Genomic DNA, 25,759 nt, shown 5'->3' with positions numbered 1-25,759 from the left:
AGCATACTGTTTTTTTATGAAATAGTGAAATGAATGCCGGTTTATAAAGAATAAAAATCCCTTAATCAAACTCATTGAAAAAGGGATATAAAACAAATGCTTTTTTAAAATTAGACGGATTCAAACAAGATAAAGTCACTTTGCATCTGGTAGCGTTTGCCTGTTTGATCTTCACGAATTTCCAGAACATGCTTTTTCAGATCGACATAGAGCAGATTTCGGGTATCGACATTCAGCAGTTCAATCTTTTGTTGTGATTCATCCTGAAACCGAATCTGCCCACTCATCGTTTCAATTTTATTATGTCCACTTAAACTTTCACGCTGTAAAGTAAAGGTCTGATCTTCATTCAAGGTCAAGGCCACTGCCATGCCTGGACAGTCTTCACAACTTGAAAAACATCCCATACATGGCGTCGTGCCCTGATAACTCCCAACCCAGGCAGGAATCTGAGCTTTGGCTTCCATCACCGTTTTTGCAGCCGGCTGATTCGGCTCCTGACATCCGAACAACGCACTGCTTGCGACCAGAGGAATCACCAGCACTTTTTTCATTACTTCACACCACAGCCATGGACTGCGCGACAAAATAACATATTTAGCTAACGGGCTAAACTCCCAAATCAGGGATATTTAGCGCCAGCCTTTGCGACCGGTCAGTACCGCATCCGCACAGCGCAAGGTTTCTTGCGTCAGGCCCCAAAGACGGTAATCTCCAGTTAATGAACCTGTCGGGAAATTATGCGTATAGGCAAAACTCAAACCGCGCTCAGGATCGCACCAGGCACCAGAGCCATTAAACCCCATATGACCAAAACCTTTAGAGGCTTTTCCTAAAGTGAGAACACGGTGATAACCCAAGCGCCAGTGCATCGGTAAAAGCATGATCCGATCGCGTGTTTTGTACTGCACCTGACTCAGTCGCTGGAACACCTCAGGCGAAATCAGTTGCTGACCTTGCCATTCACCATGACTGGCCAGCATGGCATAGATTTTTGCCAGACTCTCTGCGGTAAAGACACCATTAGCAGATGGGATAATGGCTTTTAGACCCTTTTCACTAAAGAAACTAAATTTCTTCATGCCTTTGGGAATCATTGCATCCTGAAAATCCTGTGGACTCTGACCACTCCATACTAAGGCTCGTTCCATCAGGTTGGGTTTTCTTTGCATATTTTTTTTCACAGGCTGTGCTTGAGACTTGGCTACTTTAGGCTTTGAAATGGGTAAAGCCACCCGAGCTAACTCATTCGTCGGTACGCTAAAATAAGCACCATTTAATTGTAATGGTTGAACCAGATATTCCTGCATCAGTGCACCCAGTTTTTTACCAGTCGCTTTTTCTAATGCCCCACCCACCTGCCAGCCAAAAGTCAGCGGTTGATAAGCGGCATCTGTAGCAACCTGAAATCGTGGTTCAGCCGCCGCAATCCGGTCCAGCATCTGTGACCAGTCCGCCATTTCAGTGGCATCATCAATGATATTACGGATATCAAACAATCCGCTTTGATGACTCAGCATATGCGCCAGAGTAATATTTTCTTTACCCTTCTGCGCAAATTCAGGCCAGTATTCTGCAACCGGTCGATCATAATCCAAAAATCCCTGACTCACCAGAATGTGCGCCAAAGTCGCCAGTACACCTTTGCCTGTAGAATAACACAGCGACATGGTATCGGGCTGCCAGTTTTCAGTGACAGACTTTTTACCGGTATAAATATCGACGACCTTTTGTCCCTCAAAATATACCACCAGTGCGGCACCACCCTGTTCGGTACGTGCATCCTGCAAACGGCTAAACTGACGGGCAAGATCGCTAAAATGCTCATCGACATTGCCCTGATAATTATGCTGATCAGCAAACAGATAATCTTTAATTGGCTGCATCATTCTATCCATAGAATCTTGATCCCTTAAAATGCAAAAGCCTAAATCAGATTTAGGCTTTTGATTCAGATTTAAATCGCTTTGATATGACCACTGACATGCGGTTTTTGATTTTTACTGTTTCGAATCAGGAAATCTGTATCATTCGCTGCCTGTGCGGTCAGGAACTCAACTTTAGATGGCAAGTACATCGGCAACTTGAACCAGACATCAGCTTCATAAGCATCTGGCAATGACAGATTCGCCAGTGCTTTGGCCTTGCTCCACATGCCATGTGCAATTGCCTTTTTAAAGCCAAAGGCTTTCGCTGTGACTGCATGAATATGGATCAGGTTAAAATCACCTGAAGTCATAGCATAACGACGACCAGTATTTTCCGAGATGTTCCATTCATTATTCAGCTTAAATTCTGATGCCTTACTTTCTACAGGTTTAGCAGCAGCTTTAGCATTGGTCTTTTGACGTGACAGATAAGTCGTCAATGCTTCAACTACGACCTCACCTCCCACTTTGACTGTAGTAATGAAATCAAACTGAACGCCTTTATCGTGCGACTGCAATTCGCCAAATTTACATGACAGGGTCAAAGTTTCATTCACACCGACTTTACGGTATTGCTTCACTTGGTTACGGATATGTACCAAACCCAAAATCGGAAACGGAAATGCTTCTGAAGTCATCATGTGCATTTGCAGACTTTGTGAAAGTACCGTCAGATAGATTGCTGGAATATAACCATTATTTTTAAAACCACAAACGTCGTTATAGGCTTTCAGATGTTTCTGATCGACCTTGAATGAATCCACCACATATTCAACTTGCGGTAGAACTTTTTCAGCTTTCGGCTTTTTAAAAATCAAGCCTTGAATCACTTTTGGATAGGCTAAATAAGGTTTTGGAAGTTGACTAAAATGGCGCGTATTCATACTGAACCTTTAAAATATTTATCTTTATCAAGTTCCCTCTAATGGATAGAGAGGATGAGGAGCAAGTTTCAAACTGTCCTTTTATATTTTTAATCCCTCCCAACCTCCCTTTATTAAAGGGAGGAGTAGTCCCCCTTTCATAAAGGGGGATTTAGGGGAATTCTATTAAGCCCCTAACAGACTTTGACCACATACACGTACCACGTTGCCATTTAAACCTGTTGATGCAGTAGCAGCAAACATTGCAATCGTTTCTGCAACATCGACAGGTAGACCGCCCTGACTCATCGAATTCATACGGCGGCCCGCTTCACGGATCGCAAATGGAATCGCAGCTGTCATCTGAGTCTCGATAAAGCCCGGTGCAACGGCATTAATGGTTATACCATTTTTTAATGTCGGTGCTGTGAATTTTACTACACCTATCACCCCGGCTTTAGATGCTGCATAGTTAGTCTGACCCAGGTTACCTGCAATTCCTGAAATTGAGGATACACAGATAATACGGCCATTGGCATTTAGACCATTGTTGGAGATTAAATAATCATTCACACGTTCAATTGCCGACAGGTTGATATTAATCACCAGATCCCACAGCTCAGGCTTCATATTGGCCAAGGTCTTGTCACGAGTAATTCCGGCATTATGTACAATAATATCCAGACCGCCATGCTCAGCTGCCGCTGCCTTGATCTTCTCACCTGCATCTGCAGCTGTAATATCAATAGCCAAGGTAGAACCGCCGATCTCACTAGCTACACGATCAAGGTCAGCCTGCTGTTGTGGAACATCCAGACAGATGACATGTGCACCATCACGGGCCAATACATGGGCAATCGCTTCACCAATACCACGGCTTGCACCTGTCACAACCGCAGTTTTACCCGCTAATGGCTTGGTCCAGTCTACGTCTACTTTTTCAGCTGGTGAAACACGGATCACCTGACCAGAGACATACGCAGAACGCGGAGAAATCGCAAAACGCAATGCTGACTCAAGATTGGCTTCAGCACCTGCATCAACATAGATCAGGTTCGCTGCAATCCCTTTCTTGAATTCTTTCGCAACGGATTTAGCAAAACCTTCCAACGCACGTTGGGCAATCGCCTGGCTAACTGATTTCGCGGTTTCAGGTGTAGTCCCCACAATCACAATACGGCCAGAACTCTGAATCTGACGCGCCACCGGGTTAAAGAAATCATATAGTGATTTTAACTGTTCTGAATTTTCGATCCCTGAAGCATCAAAAATAACGACCTTAAATTTTGATTCTTTATCGCCCGGGTTAAATGCACCCAGATTCAGCCCGGAGGTTGCTGCTGCCTGTTGTAACTCAGAATTATTGCCCGCATAGCTGTTGGCATGAATATTTGCCAGAACCTGAGCAATCGCACCCGTTAATGCACTTGCTGGGGCTGCACCCAATAATACTGCGCCTTTAACCACTGGCGTAGCTGACTCAAAACGATCTAATGAAGTTGGGGATGGCAGACCCAAATTTTTAATGACAAATTTACCAATAGGAGATTTTGCAAAAGTTTGGTACTGATCAGTCATGTTTATTATCTCTCATACAAATTAATTTTTGGTTGATCTAAAGTTATCCTTAAACTTCAATATGATGCCAGACACTTATATTTCAATAGATCTACCAGATTCCGCCCAATCATACTTGAGATAATAGGCAGATGACTTGACCTGAGCGCAGTCTGTAATGTCATTGTAGTCAATACAGCCTATCTTCTTCTATGCTAATGTAAGCACCAAGAAGACGATCTATTTGCCTGGTAAAGCCTTATGAGCAAAACAACTCAAGAAAATCCAGCAGTCGAGAACTCTGCGACAGAAACTGTGTCAAAACCATCAACGCGGGTTAAGCGTAGCACTAAAAATACTGATACAGCCACTGGCACAGCAAAAAGCCCGACTAAAACCACACGTACACGCAGCACGACTGCCCGTGCCAAAAATACGACTTCATCCGAAAAAGATTCAACCTCTACAACACAAACTTCTGTTCTACAGGAACCCAACATGAGCCAAAATACAGTTCGCCGCGTTGCGATTATCGGTGGTAACCGCATTCCTTTTGCACGTTCTAATGGTGCTTACTTTACGGCATCCAATACGGATATGTTTACAGCAACCTTAAATGGTCTGGTTGAACGCTTTAATCTTCAAGGTCAACGCTTAGGTGAAGTTGTTGCGGGTGCAGTCCTGAAACACAGCCGTGATTTCAATATGACCCGTGAATGTGTATTGAACACTGCCCTTGCACCTGAAACGCCTGCTTATGACATTCAGCAGGCATGTGGTACTGGTTTGCAAGCGGCATTTCTGGTTGCCAACAAGATTGCTTTAGGTCAAATCGAAGTCGGGATTGCAGGTGGTGTAGATACGACCTCTGATGCACCAATTGCTTTTGGTGATGGCTTACGTAAAGCATTGCTTGAGCTAAACATTGCGAAAACGGCGAAAGACCGCCTAAAAGCACTGACCAAAATCAATGTGAAAGACCTGATGGATGCGCCAAAAAATGGCGAGCCACGTACAGGCATGTCTATGGGTGATCATCAGGCAATTACCACACTGGAATGGGGTATTTCCCGTGAAGCGCAAGATGAGCTAGCTGCATCTTCACACCAGAAAATGGCTGCAGCATACGAAGAAGGTTTCTTTGATGACCTGATCACGCCATTCCTGGGTCTTAAGCGTGATAACAACCTGCGCCCAGACTCTTCAGTTGAGAAGCTGGCAAAACTTAAACCTGCTTTTGGTAAAGGTGATGCACGTACCATGACAGCAGGTAACTCTACGCCACTGACAGATGGTGCTTCTTGTGTACTGCTCGCTTCTGAAGAATGGGCGAAGGCAAATGGTCATGAAGTATTGGCTTACCTGACTTTCCAGGAAACTGCCGCAGTTGATTTTGTCGAGAAAAAAGAAGGCCTGTTGATGGCGCCTGCTTATGCCGTGCCGCGTATGCTGGAACGTGCAGGTCTGAAACTGCAAGACTTCGACTATTATGAAATTCATGAAGCTTTTGCATCTCAAGTATTGTCTACGCTGAAAGCTTGGGAAGATCCGAAATTCTGTAAAGAGCGTTTAGGTCTGGATGCACCATTAGGTTCAATTGACCGTGCAAAATTGAACGTAAAAGGCTCTTCACTTGCTGCCGGTCACCCGTTTGCAGCAACTGGCGGTCGTATCATTGCGACAGCAGCAAAACTGATTAACCAGAAAGGTTCAGGTCGCGTACTGGTATCGATCTGTGCAGCCGGTGGTCAAGGTGTAACGGCGATTATTGAAAAATAATCTATTGACCGATCCAATTAAAAAGCCCCTCAAATGAGGGACTTTTTTTATATTTTAGGGATTTGGCATCGGGTTATTTTTAAAATATTCATCCACTTTGTTCCACGGTGCAGTCGATGCCACACCTTTCACCATATTCTGGTTCACACCCTGACAAAGCGCGCTGTCGGGTGTTAGGTGGAAAGCATTCACATTTGGGTCCATATAAGGAATTGAGCTTGGACGGCGCTGGAAATAGAAGTTTAACCCATCGACCATAGCTTCAAAGCCATAATTCGACATGGCCCAGGCACTATTATGCCCGCCCCAATGATGACCAAATTCATGTGCAATAATTCGATAACCAGATAATCTGTAATGGCCATAGAATAACCAGGTATCTACTCCTAATACTGCTCCACCACCTAGACCACCACCCATATTGGTAATGCCAAGATTAATTTCATTGCAGTTAAGAATTTCCCGATAGATCCGGAGATAATCTTCTGGCTGAAAGAAACCATTCGGCCCTTCTACCTGACCATCATTGCCAAAAAAGTCGTGTCCCATGACCGCTTTATGGTTAAACCATAAGGTTTCAAATTCTGGAGTACTGAGCATATAGGCCAGATTAGTCATCATCATGACCCATTCCCGGGCATAGACCGGCGTAATACGACACCATTTATTTGACTCATCATAGGTACCGAAATAAATTTTCCATTTGGCTTTAATCTGGTTCAGCTTTTTAACGTGCTCATCAGTCTCAGAGCTAATTTTCAGATCAAAAACATTGCTTGGATTTTGCGTGGTCTGACTCAGACCTGCCAGCTGGATCGAGCCTGTGCCATCAAGCAACGGGAAACGGGATTGATCGGTTAACTTGAGATCAAAATTTGCCTTCGAAAATGGCGTCAACTGATCCAGCTTAGCCAGAATCACCCAGTCTTCTGAGTTTTTAATCTTGGCACGAATCTGCAAATCACGTACAGGCACAGCACTGTAACTTTGCACATGCAGGTGGTTGCCATTTAGAGTTGCCGATAAAATCTGGTTCATATAAACATGACGCTGGCTGCTATTAGTCAAGATTTCCCATGATTCACCATCCTGCAAAACACGGTTTCTCTCGCGTGCCTGAGATTCGGTCAATATCACAGATGGACTGAGTTGAGTCGATTTATTCTGGTGCAGGGTCAGCATTGGCAGAATATAAATTTTCTGATTGGCCATGTGTAATAGATTCTGACCATAAATATAAAGATCGCTGGCTTTAGCTATTCGGCTGCTCTGGTTTTGCCCTTTTAAAATATAGTCTCGGAAGGTATCCACACTTTTATTGGGTAAGATAGACTCCAAGTTAAAGGATTTTTCCTTATAACTTTCTACAGTGCCATCATTCCGTGACACATAGACCAGGCCATCGTTATGGCGATGCATGACTGCCGACAAATTGGTTTCTGTTAAAATGGGTGCAATATTATTTCCATTTTCCTGAATCTGATTGATATCGTGGACATAGGTCATACCATCAGGCAGGCTGGTATACAGATAGTCGCTCATGACCTCCATACGTGCATTACAGTTGCGTGCACAGCCCGGCAAGCTGAGCCGTGCAAATTTTCGGGCCTTTAAATGATTTTGCGCTGTCACATCACTTTGACGCCAGACATTGATCCGGCCTTCAATATCAGGCACATACACGTAACGGTCATCGGCAGTCACCGCATTGCTATGTACCAGCGCATAATTAAGCGCATCGCCCCACCATACACCTGTACCGAGTGCCATAATGAAGCTCGGCTGTTCATCACTAATATCTAGAATATCAATTCGGTTTGAGCCATAGTTGGCCACATATAAACGCCCTGCATGAATTTCCAGATCATTCAGACTGTCCCATTTTTTGGCCAGACCCGAAATTTTCATAGGATCAATCGCACTGAGTGCACGTTTTTGTTTTAAGTCATAACGTAAAATATTCGATTCGGCCTGACTATTGGCAATATAAAGGACATCGCCATTTACCACCATGGCGGTGGGATTCCAGGTTTTCAGACCAAAATTTCCTGCTGTTAATTCTGAACCCACATCCAGAACCTTAAATTCCGCAATTTTGCTCAGTTGCTCACCCGAACCTGGTGAAATTACGAGATCCGGAAGCGTCTGCTGTGACGTACTGCTATCACCTCCTCCCCCCCCACAACCAGACATCAGCAACACGATGGACACTGATAAGATCGCGCGTCTAAATAGCATTGAATTCCCCAATAAATTTAAAAATTAAAATAAAAAATCAAAGTCTTATAGCTTAATTTTCAGCTAGGTTCGAGCATAAAAAATGAGGACTTGATCAAGTCCTCATCGCTGAATATTTCACCTTTCGCATTCTGAAAAGGGAGTCTGAACTGTGTGGGATTTTTTATGACGTATTTTATGATGAGATTTTCCGATAATCCGGCTGTAGCCCCAGTCTGGCTTCTAGATGATCATAAATCCACTGAAAAATAAAGGTATACACCAGAATACAGAGTGTTAAAGCCAAATCCAGCAGAAAGGCCTGAGCCAGACTCATGTGTAAGGCATAAGCCACCATCGGAATGGTCGCCAGCATCAAACCACCTTCAAAGCCAATTGCATGAGCAATTCGCACTTTAATGGTTCTTTTCAGGCAATGTTTCGCTTCAAACTTTTCAAAATAATGATTAAACAGCATGTTCCAGAGTACTGAAGTCACGGCCATAGCAATCCCAAGTGCACCAGTGACCCCAAGCGGCATATGCATCAATGTACTTAGCAGGACAGCGATCACGACCAGCAGAATGCCTTCATATAAGGCAGCATGAATCAATCTTCTTTTAGAAATTAACATATCAAATCAGCTCAATTCATTACATGATGCAAGAATTTTATTTCTTTAAATCTGACTATTCGAGTTAGAATCTATCAATAAAAATGTAAGATAAAATTATGAATGTTAATCAAGAACAGCTGCTGATGTTTAAAACCGTAATGGAAACCGGTTCTTTCTCTGCGGCTGCCCGTCAACTGGGTAAAGTGCCTTCAGCAGTCAGTATGGCCATTGCCAATCTGGAAATTGATTTAAATCTGGAACTGTTTCAGCGTGTAGGCCGTGAACCAAAACCGACCGCACAGGCGCAGGTATTGTATGAAAAAACCCAGCAGCTACTGGTAGAAATGAACCAGTGGAAACAGCATGCTCAAGCCTTAAGTTCAGGCTTGGAATCTGAACTGAATATCGTAGTGGTCTCAGAATTGCTGCATACGCGCTGGACCGATTATATTGTGTTGCTAGAACAGGAATTTCCTGCACTGCAAGTCAATGTATTCAGTGCACCTCAGGAAGATGCACATCGTATGCTGTTTGAAGGTTCAGCGCAGCTAGCCTTGATGTTTGAACGCGAACAACTGGAAACACGGGAACAGTTTGTGGAATTGAAACGTGAGGTACTGGTGGCTGTAGTCGCCAAACAGCATCCCCTAAGTCAGTTCGATCAAGTCAGTTATGAACAGATTTTGCAAAATAGGCAGATTGTGGTGGCCAGTCGGGATCGCACCATCAAGCCGGAACTACTCTTTTCACGAAATTACTGGCGCACCGACAACCATCACTCGGCTTGCAGCATGATTCAGCAAGGACTGGGCTGGGGGGTTCTGCCACTCGAAATGCTGAATGAGCAGCCACATTTGCAAGATCAGTTACAGGTTCTCAACCTGCTCGATTTCACCCCAAAGTTTGAATATTTTGTTGATCTGGTCTGGAGCAGAGAAACCCGATTAGGCACAGCTGCTCATTTTTTGATTAATCACTTGCGCAAACAACGTAAAACCGGGCATTAATCACAGAAATTCAACGACAGTCTACTTGGTAAACCGGCCATTTATGATATATAAGAAAGCATAAGCAATAACCATAGAACTAGATCGTAATGACATTAACTGCATTAAACCAATTAAAAAACTTGACGACCATTGTGGCAGACAGCAGTGATTTGAGTGCCATTGAAAAATTTCGTCCGCTTGATGCAACCACCAATCCATCGCTGATTACTGCAGCAGCGAAACAACCTGAAAATCAGGCCTTGATTGAAGCTGCTTTTCAGCAAGCCCAGCAAGAAGGCTATACAGATGACGCCCTGATTGAACGTACGATTGATATTTTGACGGTCAAATTCGGTGTAGAAATCTTAAAACTCATTGAAGGCCGTGTTTCAACAGAAGTCGATGCTTCCCTGTCTTTTAATACTGAAGCCACGATTGCCAAAGCCAAAGAGTTGCTGGCACTTTATGCGCAATATGGAATTGATTCAGACCGCATCCTGATCAAGATCGCGTCTACCTGGGAAGGCATTCAGGCAGCAAAAGCACTGGAAGAACAAGGCATTCATACCAATCTGACTTTATTGTTTGGTCAACATCAGGCCCATGCCTGTGCTGATGCCAAAGTAACATTAATCTCGCCTTTTGTCGGCCGTATTCTGGACTGGTACAAAAAAGCTGAAGGCGTTGAGTCTTACCCGATTGAAAAAGATCCGGGTGTACTTTCGGTTAAGCGTATTTATGAATTTTATAAAGCGCATGGTATTCAGACTGAAATCATGGGTGCCAGCTTCCGCAGTATTGATCAGGTTCTAGGCTTGAGCGGCTGTGACCTGCTCACGGTAGCACCAAACCTGCTGGCCGAACTGGAAAATGATCAGCGTGAAGTGCAGGCCCAACTCTCAGCCAAAGATATTAAAGTTCAAGGTGAACTCAGCCCAATCAGCCCTGCCGATTTTGAAGCACAACTGAAACAGGATCCGATGGCCAGTGAATTATTGCAAGGCGGCATTGACGGTTTCATTAAAGCCCGTGAGCAACTGGCTGCTTTATTACGTGAAACTTTCCTGAGTACCACTGAGATTTAAAGAAAATTTAGCAAATTTCTCCAGGCCGATGTTGCTATAATGCCGCATCGGCTTTTTTGTTCATGCGAGTTTTTCGTGTTTGGTATCACAGATCTAACGACCTTTATCATTGGAACCACATTGATTGTGTTACTGCCTGGGCCGAACTCCCTGTATGTCATGTCGATTGCTTCGCGCTTTGGGATTAAGACGGGATATATGGGTGCCTTGGGGGTTTATACCGGTGATCTGCTCCTGATTATATGTACAGCACTGGGTGCGGCCTCTCTCCTACATGCCTTTCCGGTACTGTTTATTGCCCTGAAAATTATCGGAGCAATCTATCTCAGTTACTTGGGTATCAAGCTAATCATTGCGGCCTACCAGACTTTCTTTCCGGAAAAGTCATCACAACGCGTCCAGATTAAAAAGACGACTCCAGATATGGTAGAATCTGTTCAGCCCTTTCGTACAGCGCTCACAATCAGTATTTTAAATCCCAAAGCGATTCTGTTTTATCTGTCTTTTTTTGTGCAGTTTGTCGATCCTGCCTATCCTTATCCAGCCCTGACATTCACGCTTCTGGCTGTAATCTTGCAATTGATCAGTATGACCTATCTGTCGATCCTGATTTTTTCTGGTGTAAAACTGGCCTCCTATTTCAATCAGAACTATAAAGTGACTGCCAGCTGTGTCGCGGCGGTTGGGATCCTGTTTTGCGGTTTTGGCCTTAAACTGGCGACTTCAACTTTCTAGCAATGACCGGCTTCAAGCCAGCAGACCTCTGGATAAAATTGTTAAAAACATTGTGTTGATACGTGAAAAGCGTATGATTTAAACGCATTTAAAAATAGTGTCATGGATGATGCCAAAACTTTTACAAGATCTCTCCTTTCCCGCCATCATGGCCGGTTTTATTACCTGCATGATTGGTATCAGTGTTTCTGCCGTACTGGTTATTGAAGCTGCGCAAAGCCTGGGTGCCAATCAGGCACAGATCAGTTCCTGGTTGTGGGCACTGGGTATCGGCATTGGAGTTTCCGGGTTTCTGCTTTCCTGGAAATATCGCTATCCGATTTCAACCGCCTGGTCGACTGCCGGTCTGGCGCTGGTCATTGCTTCTGCCGGTCACTATAGTCTGGGGGAAGCAATTGGCGCTTTTCTGATTTCTGGCATTCTGATCGCTTGTCTAGGATTTTTTGGAATTTTCGAGCGAATTTTCCAGTTTATTCCACAAAGTTTGACCAGTGCCATGCTGGCAGGTGTCTTGCTGAAATTTGGTATCTCTGTGTTTGGTAGTTTGCAACAGTCATGGGAATTTGTGCTTTGTGTACTGGCGATTTATCTGGTTTCCAAAAAACTGAGTACGCGGTATAGCATCGTGATTACCGTGTTAATGGCTATTGCCCTTTGTCCGTTCTTTATTAATTTTACTATTCCACAGCTGAACTGGAGTATTGCCCAGCCGGTATGGATTACACCTGAATTTAGTTTGCAGGCTGTTTTAGGATTAGCCTTACCGTTAATGGTGATTAATCTGGTATCGCAATACCTGCCTGGCTTGGCCGTCATCAAAAGTTATGGTTATCCCCCGAAAGTAAATTCTATTCTAGGCTGGACGGGTATTACACAGACGATGTTGGCACCATTTGGCTGTTTTAGTGTCAATCTTGCCGCAATCAGTGCAGCAGTCAGCCTGGATGCTCAAGCCCATCCTGATCCGGCCAAACGTTATATTGCCGGTATGAGCTGCGGCCTGTTTTATATTCTGATGGGCTTCTTCGCTGCGACCTTGACCAGTGTACTAATGGTTTTTCCGGGGATTCTGATTACAGTCTTAGCGGGAATTGCCCTGTTTGGCACCATTGGCCACAATATCGCACTGGCTTTTCAGGACAGTCATGACCGTGAAGCTGCACTGATGACGTTCTTGTTTAGCGCCTCTAATATCCAGTTTTTTGGTATTGGCTCCGCTTTTTGGGGACTGCTACTGGGTTTGATGGTTTATTTGCTGTTTAAGCTGAAACCGCAAGTGGCATAAGCTTATTGTAGAAATGAGGCAGCTACTTTGTCTGCCTTTTTAATGTCCTGCAGTTTGGGAAAATAGGTTAATCACCACCACACCGGAAATGATCAGCGCGATCCCAATGAAAGCAGGCAAATCAAGTGCCTGCTTAAAGATCACATAGCCCACAATGGCGGTCAAAATGATGCCAACACCCGCCCAAATTGCATAGGCAATGCCGAGAGGAATCACCTTAATCACCTGAGACAGCAAATAAAATGCCATACAGAATAAAACGACCACGGCCAGAGATGGCCATAACCGGGTAAAACCTTCAGACTTCACTAAAAATGTCGATCCAGTTACTTCGGCAATAATCGCCAGCCCTAACAATACATAGGCCCAAGAGACAGGATTCATTTTTAAACTCCAAAATATTGTTCAATGATTACTGTCAGGATGATTGAAAAATCAGGTATGAGCGATTCATATTGCACAATTTCGTCGTTAAGGCGAAAGCTGATGTAAAAAATCCAGCGTTTTGACAAAAGTTTGCTGACTTTCCTCTTTACCCATAAAAAACTGATATTCATGAATGAGCCAGGCCTTGGATTCTGGATAGAAGATTTCAGTCACCGGAACCTGCTGCGACTTTAATGCGTTTACAAAAGGTAAAGACTGGGTATCGGTGAGAAAGTCTTTATTGCCGCCACTGATAAAAACCGGTGGATAAGACGGCGTAATGTGTTGAATCGGAGAAATCTGCTTTAAAAATTCAGCATCATGTTTACGTTCACCGGTATAGGCCTGAATCAGGTTAAAGACTCCCCATTCGATAATCTTCATTTCATTCGGTGCAGTATGGGCAAACGCTTCCAGATCATAAATACCACAATGCAGAATCAGACCTTTAAGCTGCTCAGGTTGCAGATGTGGCTGAATACCGGATTGTTTGGCAAATGCAGAATTCGTTAAAAGAGCAGCATAATGGCTGGCGAGATTGGCGCCCGCAGAATCCCCGGCCAGATATAAATTCTGGGTATCGATTTGGTAGCTTGCCGCATAGCGATTTAGAAATTCAAGTGCCTGATTGATCTGGTGTAACTGGCTTGGATAGGTGGCTTGCGGTGCAAACTGATATTGCACGGATACTACGTTATAGCCTTGGGCAGCCAGCAGCTTGAAATAACCTCTGGCATGTTCTTTGGAACCTGAAATCCAGCCTCCACCATGAATCCAGACAATGGTCGTTCGTAGGCCAATACTGGCAATATTCTGCGGTTGATAAAGATCCAGAGATAATTTCTGCTGCGGGGCATAAGCAATATTTTGCTGCACAATCACAGCACCCGGCGCATAGCGATCCATCACTTTTTGCTGCAAGCCTGTGGTCAGATTAAAAGCACTGGCAATCACTTTACTGTTTTGCGCCGTCTGACAGCCAGAGAGGACGACTGAACCTATCAGTAAAAGATAAATAGTAAAAAACCTCAAGACAGTCCCCTATGTATGATCCCGAAACAGGCTACGGCAGTTTAAACCATCCTTATGTAAACGAGGATTATTCATCCTGTTATTTTTGATCATGAAAACAGTAATTCCGAGTTTTTCGCTCTGTTTTTTTGATGATATTTACATGAAAAATATTTGTAATTTAATAAGTTTTTTCAATTTTACCGCTTTTTTGCAATTGCACCTGCTACAGCACTGTGCTATCAATAAACCAAGCCTATAAATCAGACAACTTGCGGAGAAAAGCCATGGCTTATCAACATATTTTAGTCCCAGTGGACGGTTCAGAAATCTCCTTTTCTGCAGTACGACATGCTGCCAAAATTGCCAAGGCATTCGGTAGTCAGCTTTCTCTGATCAGCCTGATTGCAGAAGATCCTTTTACTGAAGCGGATTTCTATTACAGCTCCTCCATCATGAAGGAATATTTTATCGAGGCACATGCCAACGCCAAAAAGGCTTTGAAAGAAGCGACTGCCATCGCAGCCACTGAAGGTATTGAAGCGCAATCCCGCATTGTTACAGGTTTGGTCAATGCAGAACATATTGCTGAAACTGCTGCTGAAGTAAAAGCCGACCTGATTGTCATGGGCTCGCATGGCCGTAAAGGTTTCCAGAAAATGATTCTGGGCAGCTTTGCACAGGATGTTTTAGGTGCCAGTGAAATTCCTGTACTGATCGTGAAAAAATAATCCAGACACTGCGCATCTTCAAGATGCGCAGGACTTGCTGCTTTAGCTCTGAAATTCAGCCACAAAACATGCAGTGAAGATTAACTGACTAAAACCACATTCCCAATTACTGCAATAATAAATATGAGGAATCACCATGAATAACTATGATCATATTCTCGTAGCACTCGATGAGTCCTCGATTTCCTATGCTGCCGCAGATCATGCCCTGGAACTGGCCAAAGTATTTCATAGCCATGTCACTTTACTCAGTGTGATTGCGGTGGATCCCTTTAAGGGCGTAGATTTTTATAAAGTTGCTCCAGCAGTCACAGACTACTTTATGCATGCAGAACAGAATGCACTGGATCGTTTAAATGAACTGAAACTGAACTTTGTTCGTGATGGCGTCCAGGTGACGACAAAAATCCTGCATGGCATGGCACCGTCAGAAGGCATTATGCAGGCTGCAAATGAATCACCGACCGATATGATCATTATGGGTTCACATGGTCGTAAAGGCCTGCAAAAACTCATGCTGGGCAGTGTCGCTCAGAATGTTCTGGCACTTTCCTCTATTCCAGTACTCATTGTCAGACAATAATATGCTTGATCAAAGCCTGCATGATGCAGGCTTTTAACGGAGCTTTTGATTGAGTTCACTTAAGAAAATTTCAGCATCAAGCTGGCTTTGAAATACTTTTTTGTATTCTCCGACCTGCTGAATGGAATGCGGCGTATATTGAATGGAGATTTCAAGTAAGCCATTTTCAGGATTCTTGCTGACATGTACGGCAATAATATGCTGGCTATTTAAATAAAAACCATCTTCAATTTTCACTAACATATCTTGGACAACCTCTAGTAAGCGAATCTGTAGATCCCTTTACCTAGCTTACAGCTTAATAAACAAATACTCTTTTCCGTATAATCATACTGTAACACCCTTTGGTACTTACCTAGGCCTTTAGAGAAATTCAACTGTATTTAAAGCCAGCGTTTGAAATACACAGGAAATAAAAAACCGGATCAGGTCGATCCGGTTTTTTATGAATATTGATGTTATACGCTGAGCATACTATTGAGTGTCTCAGACACATTTTTAGATTTAACCAGTGGCTTTAAGGTTTCAAGCTGTGCTTTTACTTCACTGCGTTGCGGTTCTGCCAAGGTATACCAGCGTGACAATACCTGTAGCAAACGTGAACCTACAATCGGGTTTTTCTCGTCCAGATATTTTGCCAGTCCAATAAAATGCTGCACACCAAAGCTCCAGGTATTGACCGGGTTGGCATTCAGACCACCACTCACTGCACGGATACGGTTAGGCACCGCCAGATCATAATCCGGATGCTGGGTCAGATACGCAATGGTTTCGTCCGTTGCTTTTGGATGCGCTGCCTGAACCATAAACCATTGGTCTAAAGACAAGGCCTCATCTTCAAAGCGGCTATAGAAATCTGCCAAAGCTTCTTCTGCTTGTGGTGCATCATTCCAGACCAAGACTTTCAGCGCACCCAAACGTTCAGACATATTGCCCGTGTGATATTGCTCATAGGCTAAATCAAAGGCAAATGCATCTCCCTGACGGGCAATCATTGTCAGCATGATATTTCTTAAGGCGCGCACACCCATTGCTTGCGAAAACTCAGATTGCAGATCAGGATCCAGATTGAGATAAGTTTCTTTCGCTGTTTCCCCAAAGGCACGGGCCAAGGTATGCAGCAAAGCCTCACGCTTTTCCTGAATCATGGCTGGCTGATAATCCTGATCAATACGGCTACCCAAATAACCTTCCGATGGTACATCAAACAAACGTGATGCCAACAGCGGATCTTTCTCAATCACATCCGGCAAGGTATTGAGCATAGCCTCGATATAAATTTCTGCAGGCTGGTCATCCAGCAAGATACGCTCGAGTAAGGTCTGAGTTGCTTGCCACTGGTTAAAACCATTGGTCTCGTATTGCAACAGGAAAGCCAGTTCTTTTTCTGAATAGTCAAAGTCCAGATTCACCGGTGCAGAGAAATTACGCAGCAAGGATACCACCGGTTTTGCTGTCACACCGCTAAATTCAATCGTGGCTTCATCCTGATCAAACAGATACACGCCATCTTTGACGCCATTTTCAAAGAGTGCCTCAGAGTTCAGCGTTAGCTGCTCACCGCTTTCAGCATCAAACAATGCCAAAGCGACTGGAATGGGTACGGCTTTCAGATTTGGATATTTGGCATGCATTTTCAGGCTTTGCTTAAAGCTGAGGCGATAGATTTGCGTCTCTACATCATATTCAGCTTTTGCTTGAAGTTTGGGTGTACCCGGCTGGTTATACCAGGTCAGGAAGTTAGATAGATCTACACCTGAACCTGCTGTAAGCGCGGCCACCCAGTCTTCAACCGTTACCGCCTGACCATCATGACGGCGGAAATATTCATCGGTTCCTTGACGGAATTTTTCCTTACCGAGCAAGGTCGCCATCATGCGGTTAATTTCAGCCCCTTTTTCATAAACAGTGGCAGTATAGAAGTTGTTAATTTCTACAAAATGATCTGGACGCGGCGGATGTGATAGCGGCCCTGAATCTTCCGGGAACTGATGTGCTTTCAGAACTGCTACATCATCAATACGTTGTACCGCAGCCGACTGTAAATCTTCCGAAAAAGACTGGTCACGGAATACAGTCAGGCCTTCTTTCAAACACAGCTGGAACCAGTCACGACAGGTAATCCGGTTACCGGTCCAGTTATGAAAATATTCATGGGCAATGACTGACTGCACCCGCATGATGGCGGCATCAGTGGTGTACTCTTCATCGGCTAGCACGCATGAAGTATTGAAGATATTCAGACCTTTATTTTCCATGGCACCCATGTTGAATGCACTGGTCGCCACAATCATGTAATTATTCAGATCATAAGGCAGACCATAATGCTCTTCATCCCAGCGCATAGAATGTTTGAGCGCTTCCATGGCGATCTTGCATTTTGGAATATCTTTTTCTTCTGCGTAGATTTCCAGAGCTACATTGCGGCCTTCCGATGTGACATAGGAATCTTTCATCACTGCCAAGTCACCAATGACACAGGCGAACAAATAGCTCGGTTTCTTGGTCGGATCCTGCCACACGGCATAGTGACGATTTTCATCCACTTCACCGGTTTCTAGCAGGTTACCATTTGCGAGCAAGACCGGATATTTCTTGTCTGCCTCTACACGTGTGGTAAAGACCGACAACACATCAGGACGGTCTGGATAGAAAGTAATTTTACGGAACCCTTCTGGTTCATTTTGGGTCACAAACAGATCTGAACTGGCCTGATATAAACCTTCCAGCATAGTATTACTTTCAGGATGGATTTTAACCACAATTTCAAGCGACACTTGATCAGGCGCATTGGCAATGACCAGTTGTTCAGCATCAAGACTGTAGTCAGTTGCATTCAGGGTTTGACCATTTAACCGGATCGATTGCAGTTCCAGATCGCGGCCAAGCAAAACCAGATCGCCAGCAGTCTGACGCTGCATCTCCAGCTTGCTGCTGACCAGACTGTGGTCACTGTAGACTTGAATATTCAGGTCGATGGAATCAACAACAAAGGAAGGTTTTTGATAGTCTTTTAAATAAATGGTTTGATCCGCTTCGATCACCGGGTTTGCCGCAATATTCATGTCCTGTCCTAATCTTTTATCGTGTTCGACATTGTTCATGTCAAAATCATACGCCAAGTTTGAAACGCTGTCTGTGCATTTGTATTGTTAGATCTAATATGGGCATTTCGTGCACCACTTTCAATGCATTCTGCCTAATTGAGCAGCACCCGGCTCTACATAAGAAATATCTATGCCATAAAAATAGTCAGGATCATAATTTCTTACATTTTAATAAATTACTGATTTAAAAATATATAATTTTATTTGCAGAGTACCGCATAAATTCTGATTAAAAAATGAGCACACTTCTTGCTACAGTTAAACTGTGTTTTTCCACACTTCCAATGAAAGAATAATGATAACGATGATGAGGTGAGCCATGTATTTAAAACAGCATGTTGTACGGATCGAAAATATCAAAACTTTGCAGACCCTGGATCAGGCCAATATTGACCATAAAGTGATTGCACTGTTGATGAGCTGTGAAGGAATTCCACTTCAGGCCCATGAAGTAACTGCCATTCTCAACAGCTACGATGCACTCGGTGCCAAAAAAGTGCCCTCTAAAAAGGTTCAGGCCTTAATTCATGCTAAACATCGCGGCGAGGAGGACGACACATTACCCTGCCCGGTTTAAAAAGCATCATTTCATGTTTTAAAATCAGAGCTACTTCGGTAGCTCTTCTTCTGTTTGGGTGACTATTTTTGATTTAGAAAAATTGCACCAGTCCACTACGTTTGCATCTCATCAGCCGTGTATAATCAAATGCCCGTCCATTCTAGAGTTGCCCGCGACCATGGTATTCAGTGTTCTGCAAAAACAGCTTGATGAAAGTACCCACTGCCCGCTGTGTAAGGCATCGATGTATTGGATTGAGGCAGAGCAATATGATCAGGAACTGAGCTATCATGAATGCAGCCATTGCCAGCATCAGCTTTATTCTGATCAAAAACACAATTGTTATTGTGAACGATGTCTGGCGCAGCGTAAACGCATGCTCAAGGAAGTCCGTTTACAGGAAAATCGTCAATATCATAAAAAACAGGATCGACCGGTTCTTGAGCTAAATCAGCTCAGTTTTATTAATAAACTGTTTTTACTCGCGATTCTGGATGAGCAGGTTCAGGAATATAGCCAGCACCGCGAATATATTGACTGGCATCAAATTCGATATTACTCCATCAGTCCCAACTATCTGTTCCAACATGGTCTGGTGAAAAGCCTGATCAGGGATCAGGTTCTGATTCCCAAAGATCTCCAGCAGGAAAATCAGCATTATTATATTAATGTCCGACTGGATGGCTATTCTGAACCGACCCTGTTCAGCATTACCCAGCAGCTGCGCAATTGGTTTTATCAAAACCTGAGTCAGGGTGTGCCCTTTAAAAGTGCAGATGAAGTCAAAGATGCACTCTATTGCCTGCTGTATGAAGAAATCATTCAGTTTGCCCAATTCTATTGCCGTAGCTGGAATGTGCAGATTGCCGGAAATCAGGGCTTTCAGACTTTTTGCTATCGTCTTTTGGATGTACTGGCTGTGGGCCAGATTTATTATCTGGTACAAACGGGACTTGAATATCTGTACAAACAAAAAGCCCTTAAGCCACGCAATGAAAACTTTATTAATACCAATCTGCTGAATAAAACCTTGCAGCAGTATCGCGAACGTTCAGTGACAGAAAAATGGGAAACCTCTACCCTGCCACGTCCATCGCAACTGGCATTCAGCAAGATGAGCGAAATCCTGTTTTATCGTTTTCTGGGCTATGATGAAAATATCTTCTTCCAGCCAGTGTGGCGTTCGTGGCACAAGATCGAACCCCGCCTGAAATTTTATTCCCAGAAACGTTGTATGCACTGCGGCTCACAGGAACTGTCGGTAGATTATGATGCCAGTGACTATGTCAGCCTGTTCTGTCGTAGCTGCAAGCATCAAGACCATTATTTTACCCGCTGACCGAATAGACAACTTATCTTCCACTTTTATAAATGATCATTATGACGACTTCTACGCAAGCACTACAGCAAACGCTTCTAGATCAGATCTGTGAGGCCTGGTTAAAGCTACAGCAACAGCAGCCCTTGGTACATATCATGACCAATACCGTGGCCAGCAATTATGTCGCCAATGTTGTACTGGCTGCACATGCGTCTCCGGCCATGATCGACAATCCGTTTGAAGCTGAAAGTTTTGCCAAGATTGCAGCAGCAATCAGTCTGAATCTGGGTACACCGACGACAGAGCAGGTTCAGGCGATGCAGATTGCTGCGAAAACTGCACATCAATTGCAAAAACCGTGGGTGCTTGATCCGGTCGGTTATGGAACAGTTCTGCACTGGCGTTCTGGCATCGTAGATCAGTTGATGCATTCCCAACCTACGATTTTACGAGGCAATGCTTCTGAAATTGGCGCTTTGGCCGGTAAGCAGATTGAGTCCAAGGGTGTAGACAGCACGGTAGACAGCGCAGATGTTTATTTACAGGCGCAAACTTTGCTGGATGATTGTGAATGTATCGCGATCTCCGGTGAATCCGATTACATTATTTCTAGAGACTATCCTGTGATACAGGTGTCAGGTGGTTCTGCTTTACAGCCCCGAATCACGGCAATGGGATGTGCACTCGGTGCACTGATTGCTGCCTATAGTGCGGTGACCTCTCCAACCCTCGCTGCATTAACGGCACATGTACATTTTGCCATTGCCGGACAATTGGCATTCGAACGCGCACAACAGTTAGGCAGTTTTAATGTCGCCTTTCTAGATGAAATCCATCAGCTTAATACTGAAACAATCCGACAATATGCCAGCTTCAAAATTCTGCCGGAATTCATTTAGTTTATTGGCTGCTTTACGGGGTGTTTAGGCTTAAATAGGTGAACGCCCCTATTTAGATTGATCCTGCTCATTTGCTCTATTGATCTCCTTAGAAATGTTCTGTCTAGCTCTTTCGGAGATCATTTTTGAGTAATTCTATTCCGGATTGAGCAGGCTTCATACAACTTATCTAATGATTTTCATACAAACGGTTTCCATTTTACTTAAGATCTGTTTGCATCATGCAAATCTAGTTCATGTGAATTGTAGTTCAATTTTTTGTCGGTATTTAAACATGACCTTTAAGTTTTGATTAACAGGTTACATGAATCAATATTTGAAGCCTGATCATGCTTACTTTTGATTGCTGATTTGACTTTTTCGGTTTCAAAATCTCAGCACAATACCCGGATATTCAGCTCAATCGGGAACATGACTAATAGTATGAATAGACTGATAAAAATCCGTTCAAACAATGAGCTAACTTTCATTTCAATGAATCAGCTTTATAAATATGCATTAAAAAAGCCAGCTGTCACCAAAGCAACTGACTTTTAAGATTTGAACAAACAAAGTGTTTAAAACACCTGTTTAACCTGCGTAATGAATGCTGACCGACTTGATACGATTGCTTTCAATTTCAGTGACTTTGAACTGTACACCCTGATAATTTAACTCGGTGCCAACTTCAACCGTACTGTTGGTTTTATCCAGAATCAAACCCGCAACACTGATATAACCCGCATCTTCATCAATCAGATCAATCATGCCAAGTTCCAGCTCAAGCTGATAAAGATCTAACATGCCCGATGCGATCCAGTGTGTATCATCGATTTTAACTAGATCTAGCTGCTCATCAGCATCCGGGAATTCACCAGCAATTGCTTCAAACACATCTAGCGGTGAAATCAGACCCTGCACATTACCAAACTCATCACTGACCAAGACCAAAGAACCTTTAGAAGTACGCAAGGTATTGATTGCATCAATAACCTTCATCTTTTCAAAGATATAAATTGGACGATGACGTTTGATCAGTGCTTTTAATTCTTCCGGCTCTTCCAGTACATCCAGTAATTCTTTGGCACGTACTACGCTAATCACCTTATCTAGGCTACCGCGACATACCGGGAACAGACTGTGTGGAACAGACAGAATTTTTTCACGGATCTGTTCTGGGCTATCTTCCAGATCAACCCATGAAATCTGACCGCGCGGCGTCATGATCGAAGCGACTGAACGCTCTGCAAGGGTAAGCACCCCACCAATCATATAGCGTTCTTCATCTGCAAAGGTTTCTTGTGCCTGATTATTTTGACTGTCGGTCGTCTCTAGCTTGCCACCCATTAACTTCAGGATCGAGTCAGCCGTACGATGACGCAAAGGAATCTTAGATTCATGTTTAGCAGCATTACGCTGACCAAACTGGTTAAATGCTTCAATTATGATCGCAACACCAATACCTGAATAGATATAGCCTTTAGGAATATGGAAACCAAAACCTTCTGCAATTAGACTGATACCAATCAAAAGTAGGAAGCTTAAACACAGAATCACCACGGTTGGATGGCGGTTCACAAAGTTGGTCAATGGTTTCGATGCCAGTAGCATCACGCCCATTGCAACAATCATTGCAGCCATCATGACATAAATGTTGTCGACCATACCAATGGCGGTAATTACTGAATCTAAAGAAAAAACAGCATCTAAAACAACAATCTGTGCAACAACAGCAGTGAAACTTGCATATACCACATTGGTAGACACTGTGACTTCAGGTTTACCTTCAATCTTTTCATGCAGCTCAGTAACGGCCTTATACACCAGGAACAAGCCACCAAATAACAAGATCAGGTCCCGACCAGAGAAGGTCCAGTTAAACACAGTAATCAATGGTTGTGTCAAAGTGACCAACCAGGCAATGGCAAATAACAGGCCTAGACGCATGAATAATGCGAGAGACAAACCAATAACACGTGCTTTATCGCGTTGTTCAGGAGGAAGTTTTTCAGCCAGAATGGCAATGAAGACTAGGTTATCAATACCTAAAACAATTTCAAGAATAATAAGAGTAATTAAACCTACCCAGATTCCGGGATCTAATAAAAATTCCATTAGAGAATGACCCCGTTCGAGTAAGCTAGAAATAGAGATGGAAGATCAACGCACGGCGAGGGATCCATTAAAATTTAACCTATGCAACTTAAGACTATTCCATTATGCATAAACTGAGTATTTTGTAATGTATTAATTTACAAAAAAATTACATGATCATGATTTTATTGAGACTTTTATGATCAACTGATTGATGCTGAAGCTGATTAATTTTAATTTTTTCTACATCATTTATTCGAATTGAATTAAAAATAAACAGAATTTAGTTTGATTAGACCATTACTTTTAAGGTCACTTAAAGATTAGAGCATAAACTATTTTTTTATTAAAAGAACAATCACTTAAAAATATAGCTGTAAATAATCATTTACTATATTGACTAAAACCACTCAATCACCCTATATTTCTTAAATCGATTAATTTATTGAAATACAATTATTTGCATTAAAACCTATTGAGACAGGCTGCTTAAGAACAATAAAAAGTCTTGGAAAACATTTCTACTCACGAAATACATAATGAGGAATTAAATTTATACAAAATATTATCGCCTTTCATCCGATTTTAAAGAACAGTCTCCGCGCCAGATAAGGCCCACATGCAGAACTGATCAACTCCTTGGGATGTTAAGCAAAACTAAAAGTGTTAGCGCTTTAACATTTTTAAAATAAAGGTTGAAATATGCATAAACTTTTTCATAAAATGAAAGGGCCCTAGAAAAATAAATACAAGGAACATTTCATGACTAAGAAATATGCAAAATTTTTGCCGTGTACGGAAGAATTTAATTTAGAAAACTTTCCATATTATTGGGTAACTCAGGTTCATGCTCAATACGTCGTTAATGTCGATCATGCACTAAAAAAGTATGGTGTTGACAATTCCCGCCGCCGCATCCTTCTTGCACTAAAAGCCAAACCGCATGCCAGTGTTTCTGATTTGTCAGAGATGGTTGTTTCTAAAATGTCGACCACGACTAAAATTGTCTACCGCTTAAAAGACGAAGGTCTGGTTGAAACCTATTCATGTGAGGATGACGCACGGATTACCCGAGTATTTTTGACCGACAAAGGCATGCAAATGACGCATAAGATCAATGATCTGACAAATGTGGTACTGGAACAGTCATTTGAAGGCCTGACGCCTTTGCAAATTGAAAAAACCATGGAAAGTTTACGTCATATTTTCAAAAATTTAGCTCGTTAAGAGACCTACTTTTTATTTTAAATAGACGCTGGCGAATTGGCGCATACTTTACAATAATAAATAATTCGCCAGAGCTTTCTAAAAATCAAAAAAGTTCAGTTGTGGACTGACTTTTTTGATTTTTTCTTTTGGTACATGTGAACATTCAAACTCTTCTACCGGAAAGCCCTCTACAAAGCTACGAATATCCGGATGCCTTAGCGTTAGCCATTCTTGCAGTCGCTGCTGTGGAATCACAATAACCGAGCGTTTGATATTACCCGGCTCATGAAACTCCTTCATCATGGGATGGTCAATTGCATCCATGGTAATCATACTGGCAGAGCGTACAATTTCACCTTGTACCCGAGCAATCTCATACACAGCTGCAATAAAAGTCGCCTGACCATCTTTACGTCTTACACCCCAACGCTGCGGTTTATTGTCAAAATATTTGGACTCATAAAATTCCGATACCGGAATGACGCCAAAATGACATTTGGCAGTGGCCTCAGCAAAAGTGGGCTTTTGCAGTAAGGTTTCATTTCTGGCGTTATAGGTCTTGGTGCCTATAGTTTTGTCTTCTGCCCATTTCGGAATGAGTCCAAAATTCACAGAACGCCATTCCAGTCCTTGAGCTGAATGAAATAAAAGCGGTGTAGCATAATTGGGATAGACCTCCTCTGGATATTCAAAAGGAATTTCTGGCAATCCCAGATTATGCAACTGCTCTAAGGTTAAAGGCTTAAAATTGGCGCACATGGTTCATATATGTAAATCATTCGACCA

General features: G+C 43.1%; 23 protein-coding genes. 11 read left to right on the top strand and 12 right to left on the bottom strand.

What is annotated here, in order from left to right:
* Window positions 1–110: 110 nt before the first annotated feature.
* The 4 genes from PV763_RS02785 to PV763_RS02770 form a co-directional block, all read right to left on the bottom strand.
* A complete protein-coding gene (locus PV763_RS02785) occupies window positions 111–554 on the bottom strand; it encodes a copper resistance protein NlpE N-terminal domain-containing protein (RefSeq protein ID WP_005106602.1) in 444 nt (147 codons plus the stop codon).
* Window positions 555–632: 78 nt separating this feature from the next.
* The gene (locus PV763_RS02780; RefSeq protein ID WP_314136386.1) at window positions 633–1,898 is read right to left on the bottom strand and encodes a serine hydrolase domain-containing protein; all 1,266 of its coding nucleotides are present in this window, start codon (window positions 1,896–1,898) and stop codon (window positions 633–635) included.
* Window positions 1,899–1,957: 59 nt separating this feature from the next.
* Entirely contained in the window at window positions 1,958–2,812 is an 855-nt protein-coding gene (locus PV763_RS02775) for a MaoC/PaaZ C-terminal domain-containing protein (protein WP_314136389.1), read from the bottom strand.
* A 165-nt stretch (window positions 2,813–2,977) separates the two neighbouring features.
* Window positions 2,978–4,369, bottom strand: a complete 1,392-nt coding sequence (locus tag PV763_RS02770; RefSeq protein WP_314136392.1) for a 3-oxoacyl-ACP reductase — start codon at window positions 4,367–4,369, stop codon at window positions 2,978–2,980.
* A gap of 240 nt (window positions 4,370–4,609) precedes the next feature.
* Between PV763_RS02770 and PV763_RS02765 the strand changes: the two genes are divergently transcribed.
* Window positions 4,610–6,127, top strand: coding sequence for an acetyl-CoA C-acetyltransferase (locus PV763_RS02765; protein WP_420937313.1), 1,518 nt, complete (start codon window positions 4,610–4,612; stop codon window positions 6,125–6,127).
* 54 nt (window positions 6,128–6,181) lie between these two features.
* Here the strand turns inward: PV763_RS02765 and PV763_RS02760 are convergent, their stop codons facing one another.
* Both PV763_RS02760 and aceI read right to left on the bottom strand, forming a co-directional pair.
* A complete protein-coding gene (locus PV763_RS02760) occupies window positions 6,182–8,365 on the bottom strand; it encodes a hypothetical protein (RefSeq protein ID WP_420937312.1) in 2,184 nt (727 codons plus the stop codon).
* A gap of 175 nt (window positions 8,366–8,540) precedes the next feature.
* Window positions 8,541–8,978 (bottom strand): chlorhexidine efflux PACE transporter AceI, encoded by a 438-nt coding sequence (gene aceI / locus PV763_RS02755; RefSeq protein ID WP_247143511.1) that lies wholly within the window; start codon window positions 8,976–8,978, stop codon window positions 8,541–8,543.
* A gap of 98 nt (window positions 8,979–9,076) precedes the next feature.
* Between aceI and PV763_RS02750 the strand changes: the two genes are divergently transcribed.
* The 4 genes from PV763_RS02750 to PV763_RS02735 all read left to right on the top strand — a co-directional run bounded on the left by PV763_RS02750 (window position 9,077) and on the right by PV763_RS02735 (window position 13,054).
* On the top strand, window positions 9,077–9,967 hold the full coding sequence (locus PV763_RS02750; RefSeq protein WP_180037390.1) for a LysR family transcriptional regulator: 891 nt from the start codon (window positions 9,077–9,079) through the stop codon (window positions 9,965–9,967).
* A gap of 89 nt (window positions 9,968–10,056) precedes the next feature.
* A complete protein-coding gene (gene tal / locus PV763_RS02745) occupies window positions 10,057–11,034 on the top strand; it encodes a transaldolase (RefSeq protein WP_184413259.1) in 978 nt (325 codons plus the stop codon).
* A 75-nt stretch (window positions 11,035–11,109) separates the two neighbouring features.
* The gene (gene leuE / locus PV763_RS02740; protein WP_314136403.1) at window positions 11,110–11,769 is read left to right on the top strand and encodes a leucine efflux protein LeuE; all 660 of its coding nucleotides are present in this window, start codon (window positions 11,110–11,112) and stop codon (window positions 11,767–11,769) included.
* Window positions 11,770–11,878: 109 nt separating this feature from the next.
* Window positions 11,879–13,054, top strand: a complete 1,176-nt coding sequence (locus PV763_RS02735) for a benzoate/H(+) symporter BenE family transporter (RefSeq protein WP_420937315.1) — start codon at window positions 11,879–11,881, stop codon at window positions 13,052–13,054.
* A gap of 39 nt (window positions 13,055–13,093) precedes the next feature.
* Here the strand turns inward: PV763_RS02735 and PV763_RS02730 are convergent, their stop codons facing one another.
* A complete protein-coding gene (locus tag PV763_RS02730; RefSeq protein ID WP_314136404.1) occupies window positions 13,094–13,438 on the bottom strand; it encodes an SMR family transporter in 345 nt (114 codons plus the stop codon).
* An 87-nt stretch (window positions 13,439–13,525) separates the two neighbouring features.
* Complete coding sequence (locus tag PV763_RS02725) at window positions 13,526–14,512, bottom strand: alpha/beta hydrolase (protein ID WP_314136407.1); 987 nt, start codon at window positions 14,510–14,512, stop codon at window positions 13,526–13,528.
* Between the two features lie 266 nt (window positions 14,513–14,778).
* Here PV763_RS02725 and PV763_RS02720 point away from each other — a divergent pair, with 266 nt between their 5' ends.
* Entirely contained in the window at window positions 14,779–15,222 is a 444-nt protein-coding gene (locus PV763_RS02720) for a universal stress protein (protein WP_253158797.1), read from the top strand.
* Between the two features lie 136 nt (window positions 15,223–15,358).
* The gene (locus PV763_RS02715; RefSeq protein ID WP_253158795.1) at window positions 15,359–15,805 is read left to right on the top strand and encodes a universal stress protein; all 447 of its coding nucleotides are present in this window, start codon (window positions 15,359–15,361) and stop codon (window positions 15,803–15,805) included.
* Between the two features lie 33 nt (window positions 15,806–15,838).
* Here PV763_RS02715 and PV763_RS02710 read toward each other — a convergent pair whose 3' ends face one another.
* The gene (locus tag PV763_RS02710) at window positions 15,839–16,048 is read right to left on the bottom strand and encodes a hypothetical protein (RefSeq protein ID WP_004278836.1); all 210 of its coding nucleotides are present in this window, start codon (window positions 16,046–16,048) and stop codon (window positions 15,839–15,841) included.
* 215 nt (window positions 16,049–16,263) lie between these two features.
* Window positions 16,264–18,870 (bottom strand): aminopeptidase N, encoded by a 2,607-nt coding sequence (gene pepN, locus PV763_RS02705; protein ID WP_253158793.1) that lies wholly within the window; start codon window positions 18,868–18,870, stop codon window positions 16,264–16,266.
* A gap of 361 nt (window positions 18,871–19,231) precedes the next feature.
* On the opposite strand from pepN, the gene PV763_RS02700 reads away from it, so the two are divergent.
* The 3 genes from PV763_RS02700 (at window position 19,232) to thiM (ending at window position 21,691) form a co-directional block, all read left to right on the top strand.
* Complete coding sequence (locus PV763_RS02700) at window positions 19,232–19,489, top strand: hypothetical protein (RefSeq protein WP_005263317.1); 258 nt, start codon at window positions 19,232–19,234, stop codon at window positions 19,487–19,489.
* A gap of 160 nt (window positions 19,490–19,649) precedes the next feature.
* A complete protein-coding gene (locus tag PV763_RS02695; RefSeq protein ID WP_314136415.1) occupies window positions 19,650–20,810 on the top strand; it encodes a hypothetical protein in 1,161 nt (386 codons plus the stop codon).
* Window positions 20,811–20,842: 32 nt separating this feature from the next.
* Window positions 20,843–21,691: a hydroxyethylthiazole kinase gene (gene thiM, locus PV763_RS02690; RefSeq protein ID WP_005263322.1), complete on the top strand. Its 849-nt coding sequence runs from the start codon at window positions 20,843–20,845 to the stop codon at window positions 21,689–21,691.
* 570 nt (window positions 21,692–22,261) lie between these two features.
* Here the strand turns inward: thiM and PV763_RS02685 are convergent.
* Window positions 22,262–23,785, bottom strand: coding sequence for a TerC family protein (locus PV763_RS02685; RefSeq protein ID WP_314136417.1), 1,524 nt, complete (start codon window positions 23,783–23,785; stop codon window positions 22,262–22,264).
* 741 nt (window positions 23,786–24,526) lie between these two features.
* Between PV763_RS02685 and PV763_RS02680 the strand changes: the two genes are divergently transcribed.
* A complete protein-coding gene (locus tag PV763_RS02680; RefSeq protein WP_004278843.1) occupies window positions 24,527–24,991 on the top strand; it encodes a MarR family winged helix-turn-helix transcriptional regulator in 465 nt (154 codons plus the stop codon).
* A 78-nt stretch (window positions 24,992–25,069) separates the two neighbouring features.
* On the opposite strand, the gene PV763_RS02675 is transcribed toward PV763_RS02680, so the two are convergent.
* A complete protein-coding gene (locus tag PV763_RS02675) occupies window positions 25,070–25,732 on the bottom strand; it encodes an SOS response-associated peptidase family protein (RefSeq protein WP_071850115.1) in 663 nt (220 codons plus the stop codon).
* Between the last annotated feature and the right edge of the window lie 27 nt (window positions 25,733–25,759).

Origin of the sequence: Acinetobacter sp. AS5, assembly GCF_048957595.1 — a bacterium.
GTDB lineage: Bacteria > Pseudomonadota > Gammaproteobacteria > Pseudomonadales > Moraxellaceae > Acinetobacter.
Note: the sequence above shows the minus strand (reverse complement) of the source record. Positions and strands in the feature narration are given on the sequence as shown.

What these genes read in the sequence shown, in the direction of transcription:
- aceI (WP_247143511.1), bottom strand. Translation starts at nt 8,978, where the DNA reads ATGTTAATTTCTAAAAGAAGATTGATTCATGCTGCCTTATATGAAGGC.
- PV763_RS02770 (WP_314136392.1), bottom strand. Translation starts at nt 4,369, where the DNA reads ATGACTGATCAGTACCAAACTTTTGCAAAATCTCCTATTGGTAAATTT.
- PV763_RS02760 (WP_420937312.1), bottom strand. Translation starts at nt 8,365, where the DNA reads ATGCTATTTAGACGCGCGATCTTATCAGTGTCCATCGTGTTGCTGATG.
- PV763_RS02780 (WP_314136386.1), bottom strand. Translation starts at nt 1,898, where the DNA reads ATGGATAGAATGATGCAGCCAATTAAAGATTATCTGTTTGCTGATCAG.
- PV763_RS02765 (WP_420937313.1), top strand. Translation starts at nt 4,610, where the DNA reads ATGAGCAAAACAACTCAAGAAAATCCAGCAGTCGAGAACTCTGCGACA.
- PV763_RS02735 (WP_420937315.1), top strand. Translation starts at nt 11,879, where the DNA reads ATGCCAAAACTTTTACAAGATCTCTCCTTTCCCGCCATCATGGCCGGT.
- tal (WP_184413259.1), top strand. Translation starts at nt 10,057, where the DNA reads ATGACATTAACTGCATTAAACCAATTAAAAAACTTGACGACCATTGTG.
- PV763_RS02710 (WP_004278836.1), bottom strand. Translation starts at nt 16,048, where the DNA reads ATGTTAGTGAAAATTGAAGATGGTTTTTATTTAAATAGCCAGCATATT.
- thiM (WP_005263322.1), top strand. Translation starts at nt 20,843, where the DNA reads ATGATCATTATGACGACTTCTACGCAAGCACTACAGCAAACGCTTCTA.
- PV763_RS02720 (WP_253158797.1), top strand. Translation starts at nt 14,779, where the DNA reads ATGGCTTATCAACATATTTTAGTCCCAGTGGACGGTTCAGAAATCTCC.
- PV763_RS02750 (WP_180037390.1), top strand. Translation starts at nt 9,077, where the DNA reads ATGAATGTTAATCAAGAACAGCTGCTGATGTTTAAAACCGTAATGGAA.
- PV763_RS02700 (WP_005263317.1), top strand. Translation starts at nt 19,232, where the DNA reads ATGTATTTAAAACAGCATGTTGTACGGATCGAAAATATCAAAACTTTG.
- PV763_RS02675 (WP_071850115.1), bottom strand. Translation starts at nt 25,732, where the DNA reads ATGTGCGCCAATTTTAAGCCTTTAACCTTAGAGCAGTTGCATAATCTG.
- PV763_RS02715 (WP_253158795.1), top strand. Translation starts at nt 15,359, where the DNA reads ATGAATAACTATGATCATATTCTCGTAGCACTCGATGAGTCCTCGATT.
- PV763_RS02785 (WP_005106602.1), bottom strand. Translation starts at nt 554, where the DNA reads ATGAAAAAAGTGCTGGTGATTCCTCTGGTCGCAAGCAGTGCGTTGTTC.
- pepN (WP_253158793.1), bottom strand. Translation starts at nt 18,870, where the DNA reads ATGAATATTGCGGCAAACCCGGTGATCGAAGCGGATCAAACCATTTAT.
- PV763_RS02695 (WP_314136415.1), top strand. Translation starts at nt 19,650, where the DNA reads ATGGTATTCAGTGTTCTGCAAAAACAGCTTGATGAAAGTACCCACTGC.
- PV763_RS02730 (WP_314136404.1), bottom strand. Translation starts at nt 13,438, where the DNA reads ATGAATCCTGTCTCTTGGGCCTATGTATTGTTAGGGCTGGCGATTATT.
- PV763_RS02680 (WP_004278843.1), top strand. Translation starts at nt 24,527, where the DNA reads ATGACTAAGAAATATGCAAAATTTTTGCCGTGTACGGAAGAATTTAAT.
- PV763_RS02685 (WP_314136417.1), bottom strand. Translation starts at nt 23,785, where the DNA reads ATGGAATTTTTATTAGATCCCGGAATCTGGGTAGGTTTAATTACTCTT.
- PV763_RS02775 (WP_314136389.1), bottom strand. Translation starts at nt 2,812, where the DNA reads ATGAATACGCGCCATTTTAGTCAACTTCCAAAACCTTATTTAGCCTAT.